Raw genomic sequence first — 19632 nt, 5'->3', positions numbered from 1 at the left:
TTTAAGGACATTAAGTTGAATTCTGGAGATATCATGAGCAACGAAGAAAACAAAGTTACAGAAGAAGAGCTTGATCAAATCATCGAAGAAGCTGAGAAAGTAGAAGCCGCAGCGCAAGAAGCTGAAGCAGAACTTGAAGAAATTGGTGATGAGAAAGACGCTAAGATTGCTCAACTAGAAGCAGCACTACTGTCTAGCGAAACAAAAGTGAAAGACCAGCAAGATGCGGTTCTTCGCTCTAAAGCTGAAGTAGAAAACATGCGTCGTCGTACTGAGCAAGAAATCGATAAAGCTCGTAAGTACGCTCTGAACAAATTCGCTGAAGAACTACTTCCAGTTATCGATAACCTTGAGCGTGCAATCCAAGCTGCAGATGCAGAGCACGAAGTGGTTAAGCCAATTCTTGAAGGTGTTGAGCTAACACACAAGACGTTTGTAGACGCAGTATCGAAATTTGGTTTGAAAGAGATCAACCCAGAAGGTGAAGCATTCAACCCTGAATTCCACCAAGCTATGTCTATTCAAGAAAGCCCAGATCACGAATCAAACACAGTTATGTTTGTGATGCAAAAAGGCTATGAGCTAAACGGTCGAGTTGTTCGTCCTGCAATGGTTATGGTTGCTAAGTAATCAAATAACTCATTGATATAAATATATTAAAACGCCTGCTATTCAATAGCGGGCGTTTTTGTTTCAAACATCTCTATCAACATATTCATCTCTCTGAATATGTGCGCAAAATGAAATTTGATCCCCTTCAAATTTTTTCTTATTGGTAAAAAATTTTCCAATAAGGGATATCCTTTCTTTATCTTGCTTACTTATGGAATGGGTGTGTCTATAAGTACCTGTTATCACTCGCAATCAAAATTTAATTCTGAATATGAATGTAGATCTAGTGGTTTACTTTTAATGTTATTTATTAACAATCCTGTAAAGAAAGTCTTTATTTTGTAACTGTGGTGTGTATTATTCGCGAGGTCTGCCGTAAAAACCAGCAGATGTAACTATAAAAGCATAAATAGCAAACACAACATTTTGGAGATTTATGATGGATAAATCGCTTTCTAGCAAGATTTTTATCGGCTTGTTTGCGGGTCTTCTGATCGGTACTGCAATTCAGTATCTTTTTAGTGGCGTTGCTCTCTTTGATACATATTTACTTGGCGCAGCGGAAGGCGCTGGTGGTATGTTCGTATCATTGATTAAGCTGTTAGTAGTACCTCTTGTTTACGTATCTATCGTATGCGGTATCGTGGACCTAAAAGACATCACGGCTTTTGGTCGTCTTGGTGGTAAAACCTTTGCTCTATACATTATCAACACCATCATCGCGATTACTGCGGCACTGACTGTTGGTCTTATTTTCCAACCGGGGGCTGATGCAAATCTGGCAGGCACGATTTCAGAAACTGTTAACTTAACAACAACTGAAACACCTGACATTTTCTCGTTGGTTGTAAACATCGTTCCAAGCAACCCTGTACAAGCGTTTGCAAATGGCGACATGTTACAAATCATCTTTATGGCAATTTTGACAGGTCTTGCTATTCAAGCTTTGGATTCTCGAGGCGGCCCGGCAATTCGTACGTTTAAAATGGCGAACGAAATCATGATGAAGCTGGTTGGTCTAGTAATGAGCCTTGCACCTTACGGTGTATTTGCTCTGATGATTCAACTAGGTGCAACACTGGATGCAAACACGCTGATGTCTGTTGCTGGCTACGTAGCACTTGTTGTTGCAATGCTAGTGTTCTGGATTTTCTTCTTCTACCCAATGGCGGTAGGTATTGCGACGGGCACTTCACCAAAAGCGTTCCTACGTGCAACTCGAGAGCAGATCCTATTCTCACTATCAACTGCAAGTTCAAACGCAACTATCCCGGTAACAATGCGCACGCTAACTGAGAAGCTTAAGGTTTCTAAGTCGGTTGCTGGTTTCGGTGTACCACTGGGCGCAACAATGAACATGTCTGGTGTTTCTATCTACATCGCACTAGCAACTATGTTTGTCGCAAACGCGTTTGGTCAGCCAATCAATACTGCTGATATCTTTACTCTTGGTCTAACTATCTTGCTACTTTCTATCGGTGCTGGTGGTGTTCCGGGCGGCGGCGTAGTGATGGTAGGTGTTCTATTACACCAACTAGGTCTTCCACCAGAAGGTTTAGCAATCATTGCAGCTGTAGACCGTATCAATGATATGTTCTGTACTTCATCTAACGTAGTTGGTGATACAGCAGTAAACACTATTGTTGCGAAGTCTGAAGGCGAGATTGGTAAAGAAGAAGTCGTAGACGCAGAGCCTGCACAAGCAAGCGCATAATTTGCAATACACTCTTAGTTGAAAAGCGAGGCTATATGCCTCGCTTTTTCTTTTATAGAAACGAAAATCGAGATTGAAGAGTCGAAGGGGGCTGAGTTGCGCTCGTCTTCTCGCCTTTTGCGCAACTTTTTTTTGTTTTTTTTCACTCTCTCCCTTGAAAAGCCATTTGCAGCCCTTATCTATTGGGCATAAGAGAAGCAAACAACATTACTTTAGTTTGTGAGCAAGGGTTGAAACCCGATTCTAAGTCCCCACATAGGGGATATAGCAAAACAAAATAGAATTTATTCGGAGATAGCCTGATGGGTAAAATCATTGGTATTGACTTAGGTACTACTAACTCATGTGTTGCTGTACTAGACGGCGACAAACCACGTGTAATTGAAAACGCAGAGGGTGAACGTACTACTGCATCGGTTATTGCTTACACTGACGGTGAGACGCTAGTAGGTCAACCAGCGAAACGTCAAGCAGTAACTAACCCAACTAACACGCTATTTGCAATCAAGCGTCTAATTGGTCGTCGTTTTGAAGACGAAGAAGTTCAGCGTGACATCGAAATCATGCCTTACAAAATCGTTAAGGCTGACAACGGTGATGCATGGGTAGAAGCAAAAGGCCAGAAAATGGCGGCTCCTCAAGTATCTGCTGAAGTACTTAAGAAAATGAAGAAAACTGCTGAAGACTTCCTAGGTGAGGAAGTAACTGGCGCAGTTATCACAGTTCCTGCTTACTTTAACGATGCTCAACGTCAAGCTACTAAAGACGCTGGTCGTATTGCAGGTCTAGAAGTTAAACGTATCATCAACGAACCAACAGCGGCTGCTCTAGCATACGGTCTAGACAAGTCAGGTGGCGACCGCACTATCGCGGTATACGACCTTGGTGGTGGTACATTCGATATCTCTATCATCGAAATCGATGAAGTTGAAGGCGAGAAAACATTCGAAGTTCTAGCAACTAACGGTGACACTCACCTTGGTGGTGAAGACTTTGATAACCGTTTAATCAACTACCTAGTAGACGAGTTCAACAAAGAGCAAGGCATCAACCTTAAGAACGATCCACTAGCAATGCAGCGTGTTAAAGAAGCAGCAGAAAAAGCGAAAATCGAGCTTTCTTCTACTTCTCAAACTGACGTAAACCTACCTTACGTTACTGCTGATGCAACTGGTCCTAAGCACATGAACATCAAAGTGACTCGTGCGAAACTAGAATCTCTAGTTGAAGACCTAGTACAACGTTCTCTTGAGCCACTAAAAGTTGCTCTAGCTGATGCTGACCTATCAGTAAACGACATCACTGACGTAATCCTAGTTGGTGGTCAGACTCGTATGCCTATGGTTCAAGCGAAGGTTGCTGAGTTCTTCGGTAAAGAAGCTCGCCGCGATGTAAACCCTGATGAAGCAGTAGCAATGGGTGCTGCAGTTCAAGGTGGTGTACTTGCGGGTGAAGTTAAAGACGTACTTCTACTAGACGTTACTCCACTGTCTCTAGGTATCGAGACAATGGGCGGCGTAATGACTAAGCTAGTTGAGAAAAACACGACTATCCCAACTAAAGCGAACCAAGTTTTCTCTACAGCAGAAGACAACCAGAGCGCGGTAACTATCCACGTTCTTCAAGGTGAGCGTAAGCAAGCGTCTTTCAACAAATCTCTAGGTCAATTCAACCTAGAAGGTATCCAAGCTGCACCACGTGGTATGCCACAAATCGAAGTTACTTTCGACCTAGATGCGGATGGTATCCTACACGTTTCAGCGAAAGACAAGCAGACTGGTAAAGAGCAGAAGATCACTATCCAAGCTTCTGGCGGTCTAAGCGATGACGACATCGAGAAAATGGTTCAAGAAGCAGAAGCTAACAAAGAAGCGGACAAAAAGTTCGAAGAGCTAGCAACTGCACGTAACCAAGCTGACCAAATGATTCACGGTACTCGTAAGCAAGTAGAAGAAGCTGGTGAAGCCCTACCTGCAGAAGAGAAAGAGAAGATTGAAGCAGCTATCTCTGAGCTAGAAACTGCACGTAAAGGTGATGACAAAGAAGCGATCGACGCTAAAGTTCAAGCGCTAATGACTGCAGCTCAAAAGCTAATGGAAATCGCTCAACAACAAGCTCAAGCGCAACAAGCACAAGGTGCTGACGCTGGTGCACAACAGTCTCAAGAAGACGATGTTGTTGATGCTGAGTTCGAAGAAGTTAAAGACGACAAGAAATAATATTTCTTAACTAGGCGGCTTATGGTCGCCTAGAGTCGATAAGACTTTTGTGTGCGGGCGTTTGGGGTAACTCTTACGCCCGTCTGTTTGTCCAAGCTGTCTTTCTAGTTAAGTATTTTGCAATAAGTGCACTTACCTAGAACGATACAAACACCAAGCGGTAAATCATGCCGTTTGCAGTAATTAATTGGTGACGAAGAACATGTCAAAACGTGATTTTTACGAAGTATTAGGCGTAAGCCGTGATGCCTCTGAGCGCGATATCAAAAAGGCGTACAAGCGTCTAGCAATGAAATACCACCCAGACCGTAACCAGGGTGATGAATCTGCTGCGGATAAGTTTAAAGAAGTAAAAGAAGCGTACGAAATTCTCACTGACCCTCAAAAGAAAGCGGCGTACGATCAGTATGGTCATGCTGCTTTTGAACAAGGCGGTGGCGGCTTCGGCGGCGGCGGTTTTGGTGGCGGTGGTGCTGATTTCGGCGACATCTTTGGTGACGTTTTTGGTGATATCTTTGGCGGCGGTCGTCGTGGCGGTGGTCAGCAACGTGCGCAACGTGGCGCAGACCTACGTTACAACATGGAACTGTCGCTAGAAGAAGCCGTTCGTGGCGTATCGAAAGAAATCGAAGTACCAACGCTTGTTCATTGTGATACCTGTGACGGTAGCGGTGCGAAGAAAGGTTCTTCAGCTGAGACTTGTGGAACCTGTCATGGTCACGGTCAAGTTCAAATGCGCCAAGGTTTCTTTGCTGTGCAGCAAACCTGTCCTACCTGTCATGGTAAAGGTAAGATCATCAAAGACCCATGTAACGAATGTCATGGTCAAGGTCGCAAACAGAAAACTAAGACACTTAACGTTAAGATCCCAGCAGGTGTTGATACTGGCGATCGCATTCGTCTATCTGGCGAAGGCGAAGCTGGAGAAATGGGTGCACCAGCAGGTGACCTATACGTACAAGTTCACGTGAAAGAGCACCATATCTTCGAACGTGAAGGCAACAACTTGTATTGTGAAGTGCCAGTTAGCTTTGCTATGGCTGCTCTAGGTGGTGAAGTTGAAGTTCCGACACTAGATGGTCGTGTGAACCTTAAAGTACCAACAGAAACGCAAACAGGACGTATGTTCCGTATGCGCGGTAAAGGGGTGAAAGGCGTTCGTGGTGGCGGTGTTGGTGACCTAATCGTTAAGCTTGTAGTAGAGACTCCAGTTAACTTGAGCGCTCGTCAGAAAGAATTGCTTAAAGAGTTTGATGAATCTTGTGGTGGCGATGCCGCAACTAAGCACAAACCAAAATCTGAAGGCTTCTTCAACGGCGTGAAGAAGTTCTTTGATGACCTAACAAGCTAATTGCTGGTTAGTTGAATCCAATAAAAAGCCTGCTGTGATGCAGGCTTTTTTGTATCTGCTTTCTTTTTATTTAAAGTGACTTTATGGCATCGAACTTGTCGTCTAAGTTGTCTTTATCTATTCTCGAAAGGGCTAATCCCAACATGCACTCGGTGACTCTATGTTGGTGGACGTTAGGGTTATTTTATTTACCCCACTAGGGAAACAGTTATCACCGTTTTGCCCTAAATCGGCTTTTGCCGTCGCTTCGATAACATAAGCTGCGCTGGATGTGCTTGCGATACTAAATGAAAAGCGATTTGAATCGGAGTCGCAGATCGTACAAGTCCCGCCAGAGATGATGCTACTCCAATCGTACCCACCGTTGTAAGAGGTTTCTAGCTCCAGTTGTATGCGACTGATATCGCTTAGAGCAACGGTGCGGTGTGCCGTAATGGTGTGGTTGGTATATGACGGATAAGCGATAGCCGCGATGATTCCAATAATCACAACTGCTATCAGTATTTCGATCAATGTCATCCCTCTAAATCGTTTGTTGTATCCGTTACAACCAGAAATTCGAATCATGACGAGTAGTTTCCTTTTCACTTTTCCGCCTATTTTTCTCAGGTGATAGCATCTGCGCAAGATGAATTACGGTCCTCTTGCCGTTTGCATAGGAATTTGGGAAATGCCTCGCGGGTTTACATTATTGGAGCTTCTGATCACTATCGCCGTGCTGAGTGTTTTGCTCACGGCTGCTGCTCCTTCTTTCCAAAATGTTTTTGAAACCAACAAAATGCAGCGCTTAGCGAATGAACTGCATGGTTTTGTTATTCAAGGTAAATCAGAAGCGGTATTGCGCCGAGAGAGGCTTTGGGCACACCTGATCATGTCTGGAGGTTCATCCAGTGATGGTAATTGGCGCATTGAGCTCACAGATAATAGCTCCGAGGGAGTCGGTACGGTTTTATTCTCGTTTTCAGGCGCGCCTTACAAGGGCATTGTGGTTACTCCGAGCTACGCTTCAGACCAAATCAGTTTTGATGACGTCCATGGTCGCCCTTCTTCAGGCAACATTCGCTTTTACCCGGTCGGAGAGTCTTCTAAAGCCTTAAAACTTATCTCTCACACTTTGTCTGCGCGTGTCCGGGTATGCAGCGACAACAACAATACCGAGTTCTTCGGCTATTCAACCTGTTCTTGAGGAATGAATATGTATAAGCAGAAAGGCGCGAGCCTCGTCGAGTTTATGATTGCATCCTCTTTAGGGCTGATTGCTCTAGCTATTGTTGGATCGCTTTACATCAGTGGACAAAAAGTGGCGATGGAGCGTTCCAAAGAGCTGATGTTACTGCAAAACACGGGCAGCGTATTAGCGATGTTAAGAAACGATATCCAACGAGCTGGCTTTAATGAAGGTGGCAGTGATTCAGTCAAAATTTCAGGTGCGACCGATACGATTTACACTCTTGATACTCCGGGGATGGGGTTGATTGCATACGCCTATCAAGTTGGGACTTCAGGTGCAGCGCCACTTTATAAAAGTGTCGTATATGAGCAGCGGATTAATACGCCCGAGTCTTTGTTTGTCTGTGAGAAAAAACAAACGACGATATGGAACGTCAGTCAAGTTATTGCGCTTTCTGGTACCGGTACATGCAATACGCTTTTTGATAAGAGAGCTATTCATATTAACCGCTTTGATCTTGCCGCTCGCACGCTGAAAAACACAGATGCTGAAAGCGCGGTAGTCACCATTACCTTAGGAACGGAATTAGTTGGCGCAACAAGTGTTCAAACAGAGCAGTCGTTTACCGTGAAGCAGAGGAACTGGCAGTAATGAGAAATCAACAGGGAGCCGCAGCATTATTAGTTGTGAGCGTGTTGCTGGTTGCGGCATTAATGATGTCACTGGGAAGCTACAAGTCCCTTTTCTATCAAATCAAACGTGCCAACAATCAAATTGAATCCAGACAAGAGCATTGGTTAGCTGAAGGGGCTGTTGAATGTGCGTGGGCACAATTTAAATTAAGTAAAAGTGTTCCTGCAGTGGTGACTGATTGTGATTCCGGGTTTGCGACTATTCCCAGTTTTGCAAGTACTTTAAAAGGGTATTTGGTTACTTCTACTGTTGGTTTTGCGAGTGTTAAAAAAGAAATAATGATGGGGGGAGACTTAAGTTTTGGAGCGATGCAATCCAGTGCTGATGTGTATTTTCACTCCAGTGCAACGTTCTCTACTCCAGATCCAGGCGAATTGAGCAGCGATGGATGGGAGTGTATTGCTTTAAGGTATAAAAAGCGTTTTTACTCTGCCTCGGTTGATAATAAAGGGGTAATTCATGGTGAGTCTCCATATTCGGACTTTAACAACCCAACAAATAAAGATTGCGCGAACACGGCGACAAATCGTCATCTCTCATCAAGTTCTGGTGGGGTTGGTGCTGGTGATGACTTTACTCAAGATACGGATTTAAAGCCATTTGAATCCTTCTTTGGAGTAAAGGCTGAAGATCATAATGACATACGAGATAATGGTGTTTTTCATGTTATGACAGGCTCGATAACTGGTGGTATACCTAATTGTGGTGCCGCTTTAACAGCAAAAATTCAGTCAGGGAAGCACCATTTATGGGTTGAAGGGAGCTGCGAAATAAAGCAATCAGAATACAATGATTTAGTGAATGCGACATCTTCGACTAACGGCGTTACGGTGCTCATTCATGATGGTCTTTTCTCCGTTATGGGACCTCCAAGCGCGGGTGCGACATCAAACAAGTTTAAAGGTGTGTTGTTTCATTTCAATCATGAATATACCCCAACAACAGCTGATTGGGCTGGCTTCGAAGCTAATGGGCATCTGAATCATGTCCCTAGTGTTGTTGAAGACTCTTACCGCACTATCGCATCTTATTATCAACACGGTTCTTTCACGGTGTCTGGAGGACAGTATTTTGATAGTGAAGACCAGGCTGCCGTATTCTTTGACTCTCTCGACTTTAGATACAATAAAGATGTAATAGATAACTCAAGAAATGCGAATACTATCCCTAGATGGAGAAAGGGGTCTTGGAATGATCTCTAGACAACAAGGCTTTAGTTTAATTGAGGTGCTGATTTCTTTTCTTTTATTGGGCATTGGGGCGCTCGGACTCACTAAACTACAAATTTACATGGAACGTGAATCGGATTATGCGATTCATAGTATCGAGGCGTTGAGACTGGCTGAAAATCAACTTGAGTGGTTCCGCTCTCGTGGTGCTTCTGAGGCGATGTCTACCATTACGCCTGCCAATTTTGCTTCGATTGCAACCGGATCTTCTGCTAGTGGATCTTATGTTGTTGAGTGGGAAGTTCCAGCAGCTACGGTTTCAGGGTCGCTTAAGACCATTACTATCAAATCGAGTTGGGTTGACCGAATGGGGGAAACGCAATCAGTTGAATTGAAAACTATGATTTCGCGTCATAGTGAATTCGAAAAGTGATGGATTAGGTATTCCTCTTATAATTACTTTTATCGTTAATATTGACGCTTTTTATTGCTAAATTGCGTGGTTAATGGGTGGTTTTACAACTGTTAATGCGAATGGTGTGCTACTGTTTTTTTTATGTTTAATTGATATGGCGTTTTTGCAAAATATGTCTCCAAATATGGAAAAAAACATAGAACCTTGTGCTTTCTGAGGCGCTATTTACTAGAATGCTCTGTTGAAAATAGGCCGTTATAATTATTCAAATAGGCCATGGCACCAACATCATTCATATGGAGTTACGATGAGTAACCAAGCAGTAAATAAGGCACCGTCACCGAAGCCGAGCGGGATGGATCGCTTCCTGAACTTTATCGAACGAGCAGGTAACAAAATTCCTGATCCAGCGATTCTGTTCTTCTGGGCACTAATCATTACTTGGGCTGCGTCTGCACTTTTGTCGAATGTTTCTTTCGACCTTCTAAATCCTCGAACTGGCGAAGCTCTCACAATCACTAACCTTCTAACAGGCGAAGCACTAGCAAGTTTCCTTGCTAACATGGTGACAACGTTCACTGGCTTTGCACCACTTGGTATCGTTCTTGTAGCGATGTTGGGTGTAGGTGTTGCCGATTCTTCTGGCTTCATCACCACTGGTCTTAAGAAGATGCTGAACTTCACGCCAGCTAAACTTCTTACTCCAATGCTCATTCTTGTAGCAATCGTATCGCACACTGCGGCGGATGCGGGCTACGTTCTAGTTATTCCTCTTGGTGGTATCATCTTCCACGCGGCAGGTCGTCACCCTCTTGCGGGTATCGCGGCAGCGTTTGCAGGTGTATCGGGTGGTTTCTCTGCAAACTTCATCCCTTCAGGTATCGATCCTCTATTGGCTGGTTTCACGCAAACAGCTGCGCAGGTTCTAGATCCTGAGTACGTGGTTAACCCTCTAGCGAACATCTTCTTTACTGGTCTATCTTCAGTAATTATTGTGGCTATCGGTTGGTACGTAACTGAGAAAATCATCGAACCACGCCTAAAGAACACACCAATCGACGAAGACGCAGAGAAAGCACCAGATCTAGGTTCTTTCACTGAGCTTGAGTCTAAAGCGTTCCGTTACGCTGGTTGGGCAATGATGGCGGGTATCGCACTTCTTGTTGTAGCACTTATTCCAGAAAACTCTGCACTGCGTTCACCTGAAGGTGAAATCACAGCGTTCTCTGCGCCAATCATGAAGTCTATTGTTCCGTTGATCTTCATCCTGTTTATCATTCCGGGTTACGTTTACGGTCGCGTTTCTGGCACGTTTAAGACAAGTAACGACATCATCAAAGCGATGGCGGATACCATGTCCACTATGGGCGCATACATTGTAATGTCGTTCTTCTGTGCGCAGTTCCTATCTGCATTCGCGCAATCAAACATCGGTACGATGCTAGCGCTATACGGTGCGGAAGGTCTTAAAGCAATGAACCTACCTGGTGAAGCTACTATCATCGGTATGATTCTTCTAACAGCTTCTGTAAACCTTCTAATCGGTTCTGCATCAGCGAAATGGGCTCTTATTGGTCCAATCCTAGTGCCTATGCTAATGGCTGTTGGTATCTCTCCTGAGCTATCTCAGGCGGCTTACCGCGTAGGTGACTCTGTATCGAACATCATTTCACCTCTGATGGTATTCTTCCCTCTAGTTGTGGTTTACTGTCAACGTTACGTGAAGTCGACAGGTATCGGTACGCTAGCATCGCTAATGATGCCATTCTCGATTGCAATGCTAATCGGCTGGTCAGTATTCCTAGTGGTTTACTGGATGCTAGGCATTCCTCTAGGTATCCAAGCGCCATACACTTACACAATGTAAAGACCGTCATATTTGGCGCTGTAGCGTTGTTAACTGCGCAAGTTCACCCTAATCACATAGAGCCTCTATGCTCATAGGGCTGAACTTGCTTGTTGCCTAGCTACAACACCAACTATTTAGGTATTGGTAATTCGAAAGCGCTGCTCGAGAGACTGGCGCTTTTTTTTGTTTGGGAGTCGGAACGGACTTTGCCCTTCGGGATACAAAATAAAGAGATCCCCAACTCGCTCGTACCTCGCTCTTGAGGATGACGATCAAACTGCTTTGAATCACGGTATTTGTACCCTAACAGGCAAAATCATCCCGCTTCCACTTCCCCTCTTTGAAGGTTAAAATCCACTTTCAATCACGATCTATCCCAAATTCCGGAGCTCCCTTTTGTCAGATTCTCAGTTTTCTCCTCAAGACGAACTATTTATGCGCCGTGCGATGGAGCTTGCCGAGCAAGCCGAAGCTGAAGGGGAGGTACCAGTTGGCGCTGTGTTGGTAAAAGATGGAGAGGTTATTGCGGAAGGTTGGAACCGTTCTATTTGTGCTCACGATGCAACCGCACACGCCGAGATCCAGACATTACGAAAAGCAGGAGAAGCACTAGGTAACTATCGACTGCTTGATACGACTTTGTATGTCACGTTAGAGCCTTGTCCTATGTGTGCTGGTGCGTTGCTACATAGCCGAGTAAAGCGAGTGGTTTACGGTGCGCCTGATTTAAAAGCAGGGGCAGCAGGGACGGTATTGAATTTGTTCGAAAGCCAAGCGGCATACCATTACGCAACAGTAGAAAATGGATTGCTAGAAGAGGAGTGCCGTGCTCAGTTGCAAGCGTTCTTTAAGCGTCGTCGTAAAGAAATTAAAGCCAAAAAACAAGCGCAGAAAGCGTTAGATAATGAGCAGGATACAAAGGGCGAATAAATTCAGGCGAGTAAATTAAGGTTCGCGGCAATAATTCATCTCTTTAGCAAACACCTACTCGGAAGTAGATGTTTGCTTCAAGTTCTCAGTGATTCACTAGGTGAACGAAAACACGGTTACGTGCACTGACTTTCTTTTTCATACACGTAAGCTTGCGCTTACGGCGGTTAGCAGCCACTGTCTTATTCAAACGTTTTGACTGCACTCTGCGTTTTCTCATAATCAGAACCTCTTGCAGACAACGAACACACTCTCCGACACTCGCATAGCAAAGCGTCCGATTCATTATCAATTGATGACATTCTGGTGATGCACACTTCCGATGAAGGTGACATCGAGTGAGGAGAGGTGACCAAAAGAACTTACTTTTCTGCGCGCTTCGTATTGGTATGGCACCAAATAGCAACGCAAACTAGATAAGCTCGAAAGACCGGATTCTAGATAACTTTTTTTGTTGACTCAACAAAAAAATAGCGAGCTGTGAGCTCGCTATTTTCGAAAGGTTTATTCCGCCCCTGAAACAGGAATAGGTTCGGTTTTCGTCTCTGGTTTTTGCACTTCATTTGGTGTTGTGCTTTTAGCCCCTGAAACTTGCTCAGCCAAGGTTTCAACCGCCCCAGAAACCAATAGGTTTGGATCGAGTGGCGGAATGACCTGAAGATCTTCCGTATCTTCGTCAATGGCTGGTTTCTGACTGACATGACCAATGATCGATTGATAGTAACGGCGGATGTTTTCTACGTAGTTACGTGCTTCATCACCACGGGCATAACCGTAACGGGTTTGGCTGTAATAACGTTTCTGACGCAACAATGGTAGACGCTCTTTTACATCTGCCCATGCGTTTGGATCGCCGCCTTGCGCTTTAGTCAGGCGTCGTGCGTCCATCATATGACCATAGCCAACGTTGTAAGATGCCAACGCAAACCAAATCTTTTCGTGTTCATTAATGGAATCTGGTACACGAGCGACAATACGACGCAGGTATTCCACACCACCTCGAACAGACTGTTCTGGGTCAAGTCGGTCCGTTACTCCAACGCTCTTCGCAGTAGGCAATGTAAGCATCATCATTCCACGTACACCCGTCGGTGATTTTGCTTTTGGTTTCCAGTGGGACTCTTGGTAAGCCAATGCGGCGATCAAGCGCCAATCAAACTCTTCGCTGTATTTTTGGAATAGTGGTGCCCACTTAGGCAGGCTGTTGTCTAGCGCTCGGATAAAGGCGCGAGTATCGACATAATCAAATGCTTCAATATGACCGATGTACTTTTCTTCTAGTGTCGCCAACTCGCCTGACTGCTGGATATTGCCAAAGAATTCAATCAGCATCGCGTATAAGCTTTCATCTTCAGAGCGGCGAGTAAACCAAGAGACGGGTTGGTCTTCTGTTAGCTCAAAAGCAAGTGCAAGATCTGGGTATAAACGTTGAGCTAAAGACAATTCGACCGAGTCAGTTACAGTAAAACGCAGTTCACCCGTCGATACGTGTTTTAGCAAATCGCGAGTGTCTGCATCGCCAACAATCTCGAATTGAAGCTCTGGATATTCTTTTTGTAGTGACGTTAGTGTCGGAACAAACTGTGATTGTTCAACGATCTGTAGCGTTTCTGCACCTGCATTGGCATTTTCATCGACAGCCTTTTCATCTTTTGATTCTTGATACTTGATGAGCTGATCAATGTCGCGAGGACGAAGTTGTCCTTTCTTATATACCACCTGTTGGCTTACGTAGTAGTAGGCAGGTCCCGGACGGAAACGTTGCACCGCTTGCGAAGTTTGATTCAAACCTGTCGCAATGATGTCGATATCGCCTTTTTTGAGGGCAGGGAATAACTCGGCTTGACGGAAAGCAGGTTTGATTTCCAACTTCACGCCTAGTTGTTCTGCAAATTTACGTGCCAGTTCGTAATCCAAGCCAGCAGGACCGTCTGGACCAATGTAGTAGGAGAGTTGGTTATTTAGCGTGCCAACACGTAGGACACCACGCTCTTGGATTTGCTCGAATTCACTTTTAGGTTCCGACTCAATCTGACAGGCAGAAAGTAAAAGCACAGAAGCGAAAAGTAGGGCGCTGCGCTTGAGTCGGTTGAACTGACTTATTTGCATTAATTCGGTACGTCTCGATAAATTTCTAGTTGCCTTTATATCAAAGCGCGCTGGTGGGGCAAAGTGAATCAGACAGATAGAGTGCGACATTGTGTTATTTATCGACATTTTAGTCGTAATTCAAATTTGGCAAAAAAAATGACGCAAACGGTTGCTTTTGGTGTTACATCACAAAAACAATTGCTATATAATGCGCTCGCAACGAAGAGGTGGCATCGGCATAGGTTTGAAAAACCTTCGGGAATAGCTTCGAAGAAAACAGTATAACCCACTGAATTTATTCCAATATTACCTTAATTACTTGCAATAAGAGACCTAAGCACATGAGAATTTTGCGTGGCTCCCCAGCTCTTTCTGAGTTTCGTGTTAATAAACTACTGGAACTATGTCGTGAACAAGATCTGCCTGTCACTGGCATTTACGCAGAGTTTATGCACTTTGCGGATCTAAAGTCTGACCTTGATGACCAAGAGTTGGAAAAACTGGAAAAATTGCTGACTTACGGTCCAACGATCGAAGAGCATGAGCCAGAAGGTCTTTTACTTCTTGTGACTCCTCGCCCGGGCACTATTTCGCCTTGGTCTTCTAAATCTACAGACATCGCCATCAACTGTGGTCTAGACAAAGTAAAACGTCTTGAGCGCGGCACAGCATACTACGTAGAAACAGCGACGCCTCTTAACGATGCTCAAATTGCAGATGTAAAAGCGCTCATCCATGATCGCATGATGGAAGTTACTTTTACTGACTTCGACGACGCAAGCGCATTATTCCAAGCTGCAGAACCTGCACCAGTGGCAGACGTTGACCTATTAAGCGGCGGTCGTGCTGCGCTTGAAAACGCAAACGTTACCCTAGGTCTTGCACTTGCAGATGATGAAATAGAATACCTTTACGATGCGTTCGTAAATAAGCTTGAACGTAACCCGACTGATATTGAGCTAATGATGTTTGCACAAGCGAACTCAGAGCACTGTCGTCACAAGATCTTCAATGCAGATTGGACTATCGACGGTGTTAAGCAAGAGAAGTCTCTGTTCAAGATGATCAAAAACACGTTTGAAACCACACCAGAAAACGTACTGTCTGCGTACAAAGATAACGCGGCAGTTATGGTGGGTTCAGATGTAGGTCGTTTCTTCCCGAACCCAGAAACTCGCCAGTACGGTTACAGCCAAGAGAAAGCGCACATCCTAATGAAGGTGGAAACGCACAACCACCCAACTGCTATCTCTCCATGGCCGGGCGCTTCTACTGGTTCAGGCGGTGAGATCCGTGATGAAGGCGCGACTGGTATCGGTGGTAAGCCAAAAGCAGGTCTTGTTGGCTTCACTACTTCTAACCTACGTATTCCTGGTTTTGAGCAGCCATGGGAAACAGATTTCGGTAAGCCGGGTCGTATCGTTAACGCTTTAGATATCATGCTAGAAGGTCCACTTGGTGGCGCGGCGTTCAACAACGAATTTGGTCGTCCAAACCTACTTGGCTACTTCCGTACTTACGAAGAGAAAGTTAACTCTCACGCAGGTGAAGAGGTTCGTGGTTACCACAAGCCAATCATGATTGCTGGTGGTATGGGTAACATCCGTGACGAGCACGTTCAGAAGAAAGAGATCCCCGTAGGTGCAAGCCTAATCGTACTTGGTGGTCCTGCAATGAACATCGGTCTTGGCGGTGGTGCTGCTTCTTCAATGGCATCTGGTCAATCAGCAGAAGACTTAGATTTCGCTTCAGTACAGCGTGAAAACCCAGAGATGGAGCGTCGCTGTCAGGAAGTGATCGACCGTTGTTGGCAACTTGGTGATGCTAACCCAATCGCATTCATCCACGATGTGGGTGCGGGCGGTATCTCTAACGCACTTCCAGAGCTTGTCGACGATGGCGAACGTGGTGGTATTTTCCAACTGCGTGACGTACCAAATGACGAACCAGGCATGAGCCCACTTGAGATCTGGTGTAACGAATCTCAAGAACGCTACGTAATGGCGGTTGCGCCAGAGAACATGGAAGTATTCGATGCAATCTGTAAGCGTGAGCGCGCACCATACGCAGTAGTAGGCATCGCAACTGAAGAGCGTGAGCTTAAACTTGAAGATTCACACTTCGAGAACACGCCAATTGACATGCCAATGGATGTGCTTCTTGGTAAGACGCCTAAGATGCACCGTGATGCGAAAACACTAAAAGCAAACAACCCGGCGGTTAACCGTGACGGCATCGAGCTGAACGAAGCCGTGGATCGCGTTCTACGCCTTCCAACGGTTGCAGAAAAAACATTCCTAATCACTATCGGTGACCGCACGGTAACAGGTCTTGTCGCGCGTGACCAAATGGTTGGTCCGTGGCAGGTTCCAGTAGCAAACTGCGCGGTAACTGCAGCAAGTTACGACACTTACCACGGTGAAGCAATGTCGATGGGTGAGCGTACACCAGTTGCTCTATTAGACTTTGGTGCATCGGCTCGTCTAGCGGTTGGTGAAGCAATCACAAACATTGCAGCGACAAACATCGGTGATATCAAACATATTAAACTGTCTGCAAACTGGATGTCTCCAGCCGGTCACCCGGGTGAAGATGCAGGTCTTTACGAAGCGGTGAAAGCTGTGGGTGAAGAGCTATGTCCAGCACTTGGTCTGACTATCCCTGTGGGTAAAGACTCAATGTCGATGAAGACCAAGTGGGAAGAGAACGGCGAACAGAAAGAAGTAACCTCTCCGCTATCTCTCATCATCACTGCGTTTGCTCGTGTTGAAGATGTTCGTAAGACAATCACACCGCAATTGCGCACAGATAAAGGTGACACGTCACTGGTTCTTATCGACCTAGGTAACGGGCAAAACCGTCTAGGCGCAACAGCACTTGCGCAGGTTTACAAGCAGCTTGGTGATAAGCCAGCAGATGTAGACAACGCAGCACAACTGAAAGGTTTCTACGAAGGAGTTCAAACTCTAGTAGCAAACGATCAAGTAGTGGCTTACCACGATAAAGGCGATGGCGGTCTATTTGTAACGCTTGCAGAGATGGCGTTCGCTGGTCACTGTGGTGTTAAAGCAGACATCGCCGACCTAGGTGAAGATGTACTAGCATCACTATTCAACGAAGAGTTGGGTGCAGTGCTTCAGGTTAAAAACGATGACCTAGACGCTGTACTTTCAACGCTAGCAGCGAACGGTCTTGAAGCATGTTCTCACGTAATCGGCTCAGTCGAAGCATCTGATGAGCTAGTGATTACTTCTGGTGACACAGTGGTTCTTGAGCGTAACCGTACTGAACTGCGTACTATCTGGGCTGAGACGACGCATAAGATGCAAGGTTTACGCGATAACCCAGCATGTGCTGACCAAGAGCATGAAGCGAAGAAAGACAACTCTGACCCAGGTCTAAACGTTAAGCTAAGCTTCGACGTAAACGAAGACATTGCAGCGCCTTACATCGCGGGTTCTATGGTAAATACCGGTGCGAAGCCTAAGATGGCTATTCTGCGTGAGCAGGGCGTTAACTCTCACGTAGAAATGGCAGCAGCGTTTGATCGTGCAGGTTTCGAAGCGACTGATATTCACATGAGCGACATCCTAACAGGTCAAGCGGCTCTGGATGAGTACCACGGTCTAGTGGCTTGTGGTGGCTTTTCTTACGGTGACGTACTTGGTGCGGGTGAAGGTTGGGCTAAGTCTATTTTGTTCAATGCACAAGCTCGTGAACAGTTCCAAAGCTTCTTTAATCGTGACAACACATTTTCTCTAGGTGTGTGTAACGGCTGTCAGATGTTATCGAACCTGAAAGAGCTAATCCCAGGTGCAGACCTATGGCCACGCTTTGTTCGTAATGAATCTGAGCGTTTTGAAGCGCGCTTTAGCTTAGTTGAAGTTCAGAAGTCTGATTCTGTATTCTTTGACGGCATGGCGGGGTCTCGTATGCCTATCGCAGTTTCTCACGGTGAAGGTCGTGTAGAAGTACGTGATGCTGACCATCTAGCAGCGATTGAAGCATCAGGTACCGTTGCGGTTCGTTACGTGGACAACCACGGTAACCCAACGCAGCAATACCCGAATAACCCGAACGGTTCGCCAAACGCTATTACGGGTCTAACGACTCAAGATGGTCGTGTCACAATCATGATGCCGCACCCTGAGCGTGTGTTCCGCACAGTAGCGAACTCATGGGCTCCAGAAGGTTGGGGCGAGAATGGTGCTTGGATGCGTATGTTCCAAAACGCACGTAAGAACATCGGCTAATTACGGCGTAGTCCAAGGTTAACGAAAAGAATAAAGCGCTGGTTGAAAGACTGGCGCTTTTTTATTTAAGGGAATCGAGAACGTCTCCCGTCTCCCTTAAAAAACTTGCAGCGTTTCGGTAACTTTTATGCTCTAATACCGCGCTTACCAAGGGATGGTGTTAAACAGCTCAGCTTAGATGGAGTTATCAAGTTGACCGAATCCCTGATTAATCCCTTAGGAAATGAAAGAAATGTCTAAAAATCCAAAATTTGCTATCCGCGTAACTGAAAAACGTAACGGCTGGAGCGCAGAGATCACTCGTCAAGTGACATCTCGTAAGACAGTAGTATCAAAACGTGAAACTGGTTTTGACAGCGAAGAGAAAGCACAAGCTTGGGCTGAGCAAGAACTAGCGGGTTTTGTTCAAAACCAAGTTGTTCGTAACGAGCGTAAAGCAGCACAGCGTCAAGAGCGTGAAGCTGAGCAACTAGCGGCGAAAGTTCGCAAAGAAGAAGCTCGCAAAGCGCGTGAAGTAGAAGCTGACGAAGAGTAATCTCAGTCTACTAGATGGCTTATCTGTGCCGTCGATTATGAATTAAAAAGTGCCCTGAGATCATCTCGGGGCATTTTTGTTTGTGTCGTTTAAAAGCAGTCCGAAGATACCGAAAAGCTCACCGAACCTTCTGCAGGGGCTGCAAATTGCTTATTACCAGCAAGCAATTGAGGATTATTCGAATAGGTTCGATGCTTGTGGCTGTTTTTGGGAGTATGTACGGGCGGCAAATCGATGTTATGCAAGCCGTCAGAAAGATCTTTGGCTTCCCCATAATCATAATCTCTCGCTTCCGTTATCTCTCCTTTTGTGTATTGGCAATGATCGGGTTTGCCATCTTCTTTCCACGTTAAACCATCTGTTTGAGCATCAAGATCTAAGTTGTCTGTCACAGTGGCAGCGTAATGATCTTCTAATTGCTGGCGCTTACTGTGTTCTTCCAAATATTGAGAGATATTGTCTTGTGAAATACTCGCTGCATGCGGAGAGGCTAGGGCAGCGACAAATAACATTTGTTTCCATGTCAGCGTTTTTCTTCGAAGGCTCATAAGTCTCGTATGTAAAATGAGGGTGATAGACCCAAGTCACTCTGGCTGAATCAAGCATTTTGAGGTTACTTGGATATAAACG

Annotated in this window: 15 protein-coding genes; 12 read left to right on the top strand and 3 right to left on the bottom strand. The window is 45.3% G+C overall.

What is annotated here, in order from left to right:
- The first annotated feature begins 33 nt into the window (after positions 1 to 33).
- From grpE to dnaJ, 4 genes are all read left to right on the top strand, one after another.
- Entirely contained in the window at positions 34 to 630 is a 597-nt protein-coding gene (gene grpE / locus OH463_RS17585) for a nucleotide exchange factor GrpE (RefSeq protein WP_005447652.1), read from the top strand.
- Positions 631 to 1051: 421 nt separating this feature from the next.
- On the top strand, positions 1052 to 2326 hold the full coding sequence (locus OH463_RS17580) for a dicarboxylate/amino acid:cation symporter (protein WP_005447650.1): 1275 nt from the start codon (positions 1052 to 1054) through the stop codon (positions 2324 to 2326).
- 302 nt (positions 2327 to 2628) lie between these two features.
- Positions 2629 to 4545 carry a molecular chaperone DnaK gene (dnaK, locus tag OH463_RS17575; RefSeq protein WP_005447648.1) on the top strand — a complete coding sequence of 639 codons (1917 nt, stop codon included), beginning with the start codon at positions 2629 to 2631 and terminating at the stop codon, positions 4543 to 4545.
- Positions 4546 to 4747: 202 nt separating this feature from the next.
- Positions 4748 to 5896, top strand: coding sequence for a molecular chaperone DnaJ (dnaJ, locus tag OH463_RS17570; protein ID WP_005447647.1), 1149 nt, complete (start codon positions 4748 to 4750; stop codon positions 5894 to 5896).
- Between the two features lie 132 nt (positions 5897 to 6028).
- On the opposite strand, the gene OH463_RS17565 is transcribed toward dnaJ, so the two are convergent.
- Positions 6029 to 6463: a type IV pilin protein gene (locus tag OH463_RS17565; RefSeq protein WP_005447645.1), complete on the bottom strand. Its 435-nt coding sequence runs from the start codon at positions 6461 to 6463 to the stop codon at positions 6029 to 6031.
- Positions 6464 to 6566: 103 nt separating this feature from the next.
- On the opposite strand from OH463_RS17565, the gene OH463_RS17560 reads away from it, so the two are divergent.
- The 6 genes from OH463_RS17560 to tadA all read left to right on the top strand — a co-directional run bounded on the left by OH463_RS17560 (position 6567) and on the right by tadA (position 12123).
- Positions 6567 to 7082 (top strand): GspH/FimT family pseudopilin, encoded by a 516-nt coding sequence (locus OH463_RS17560; protein WP_026138335.1) that lies wholly within the window; start codon positions 6567 to 6569, stop codon positions 7080 to 7082.
- 9 nt (positions 7083 to 7091) lie between these two features.
- Positions 7092 to 7718 (top strand): PilW family protein, encoded by a 627-nt coding sequence (locus tag OH463_RS17555; protein ID WP_161608499.1) that lies wholly within the window; start codon positions 7092 to 7094, stop codon positions 7716 to 7718.
- Positions 7718 to 8962, top strand: a complete 1245-nt coding sequence (locus OH463_RS17550; protein ID WP_050917986.1) for a hypothetical protein — start codon at positions 7718 to 7720, stop codon at positions 8960 to 8962. Before OH463_RS17555 ends, OH463_RS17550 begins: the two co-directional genes overlap by 1 nt.
- Positions 8952 to 9362, top strand: a complete 411-nt coding sequence (locus OH463_RS17545) for a type IV pilus modification PilV family protein (RefSeq protein ID WP_005447635.1) — start codon at positions 8952 to 8954, stop codon at positions 9360 to 9362. The genes OH463_RS17550 and OH463_RS17545 overlap by 11 nt, the downstream gene beginning before the upstream one ends.
- A 289-nt stretch (positions 9363 to 9651) precedes the next feature.
- Positions 9652 to 11211, top strand: coding sequence for an AbgT family transporter (locus OH463_RS17540; protein ID WP_005447634.1), 1560 nt, complete (start codon positions 9652 to 9654; stop codon positions 11209 to 11211).
- Positions 11212 to 11589: 378 nt separating this feature from the next.
- On the top strand, positions 11590 to 12123 hold the full coding sequence (tadA, locus tag OH463_RS17535; RefSeq protein ID WP_005447631.1) for a tRNA adenosine(34) deaminase TadA: 534 nt from the start codon (positions 11590 to 11592) through the stop codon (positions 12121 to 12123).
- A 504-nt stretch (positions 12124 to 12627) separates the two neighbouring features.
- On the opposite strand, the gene mltF is transcribed toward tadA, so the two are convergent.
- Entirely contained in the window at positions 12628 to 14232 is a 1605-nt protein-coding gene (gene mltF, locus OH463_RS17530) for a membrane-bound lytic murein transglycosylase MltF (RefSeq protein WP_005447627.1), read from the bottom strand.
- 323 nt (positions 14233 to 14555) lie between these two features.
- Here mltF and purL point away from each other — a divergent pair, with 323 nt between their 5' ends.
- Both purL and OH463_RS17520 read left to right on the top strand, forming a co-directional pair.
- Positions 14556 to 18467, top strand: coding sequence for a phosphoribosylformylglycinamidine synthase (gene purL, locus OH463_RS17525; RefSeq protein WP_269991809.1), 3912 nt, complete (start codon positions 14556 to 14558; stop codon positions 18465 to 18467).
- 232 nt (positions 18468 to 18699) lie between these two features.
- Complete coding sequence (locus tag OH463_RS17520; protein WP_005447624.1) at positions 18700 to 19002, top strand: DUF3622 domain-containing protein; 303 nt, start codon at positions 18700 to 18702, stop codon at positions 19000 to 19002.
- 89 nt (positions 19003 to 19091) lie between these two features.
- Here OH463_RS17520 and OH463_RS17515 read toward each other — a convergent pair whose 3' ends face one another.
- Positions 19092 to 19514 carry a hypothetical protein gene (locus OH463_RS17515; RefSeq protein WP_005447623.1) on the bottom strand — a complete coding sequence of 141 codons (423 nt, stop codon included), beginning with the start codon at positions 19512 to 19514 and terminating at the stop codon, positions 19092 to 19094.
- Positions 19515 to 19632: the final 118 nt, after the last annotated feature.

It is taken from the genome of Vibrio sp. NFR, assembly GCF_027587095.1.
In the GTDB taxonomy this organism is placed as follows: Bacteria; Pseudomonadota; Gammaproteobacteria; order Enterobacterales; family Vibrionaceae; genus Vibrio; species Vibrio harveyi.
This window is presented reverse-complemented; position numbering and strand designations above follow the sequence as displayed.

What these genes read in the sequence shown, in the direction of transcription:
- grpE (WP_005447652.1), top strand. Translation starts at nt 34, where the DNA reads ATGAGCAACGAAGAAAACAAAGTTACAGAAGAAGAGCTTGATCAAATC.
- OH463_RS17580 (WP_005447650.1), top strand. Translation starts at nt 1,052, where the DNA reads ATGGATAAATCGCTTTCTAGCAAGATTTTTATCGGCTTGTTTGCGGGT.
- dnaK (WP_005447648.1), top strand. Translation starts at nt 2,629, where the DNA reads ATGGGTAAAATCATTGGTATTGACTTAGGTACTACTAACTCATGTGTT.
- dnaJ (WP_005447647.1), top strand. Translation starts at nt 4,748, where the DNA reads ATGTCAAAACGTGATTTTTACGAAGTATTAGGCGTAAGCCGTGATGCC.
- OH463_RS17565 (WP_005447645.1), bottom strand. Translation starts at nt 6,463, where the DNA reads ATGATTCGAATTTCTGGTTGTAACGGATACAACAAACGATTTAGAGGG.
- OH463_RS17560 (WP_026138335.1), top strand. Translation starts at nt 6,567, where the DNA reads ATGCCTCGCGGGTTTACATTATTGGAGCTTCTGATCACTATCGCCGTG.
- OH463_RS17555 (WP_161608499.1), top strand. Translation starts at nt 7,092, where the DNA reads ATGTATAAGCAGAAAGGCGCGAGCCTCGTCGAGTTTATGATTGCATCC.
- OH463_RS17550 (WP_050917986.1), top strand. Translation starts at nt 7,718, where the DNA reads ATGAGAAATCAACAGGGAGCCGCAGCATTATTAGTTGTGAGCGTGTTG.
- OH463_RS17545 (WP_005447635.1), top strand. Translation starts at nt 8,952, where the DNA reads ATGATCTCTAGACAACAAGGCTTTAGTTTAATTGAGGTGCTGATTTCT.
- OH463_RS17540 (WP_005447634.1), top strand. Translation starts at nt 9,652, where the DNA reads ATGAGTAACCAAGCAGTAAATAAGGCACCGTCACCGAAGCCGAGCGGG.
- mltF (WP_005447627.1), bottom strand. Translation starts at nt 14,232, where the DNA reads ATGCAAATAAGTCAGTTCAACCGACTCAAGCGCAGCGCCCTACTTTTC.
- purL (WP_269991809.1), top strand. Translation starts at nt 14,556, where the DNA reads ATGAGAATTTTGCGTGGCTCCCCAGCTCTTTCTGAGTTTCGTGTTAAT.
- OH463_RS17520 (WP_005447624.1), top strand. Translation starts at nt 18,700, where the DNA reads ATGTCTAAAAATCCAAAATTTGCTATCCGCGTAACTGAAAAACGTAAC.
- OH463_RS17515 (WP_005447623.1), bottom strand. Translation starts at nt 19,514, where the DNA reads ATGTTATTTGTCGCTGCCCTAGCCTCTCCGCATGCAGCGAGTATTTCA.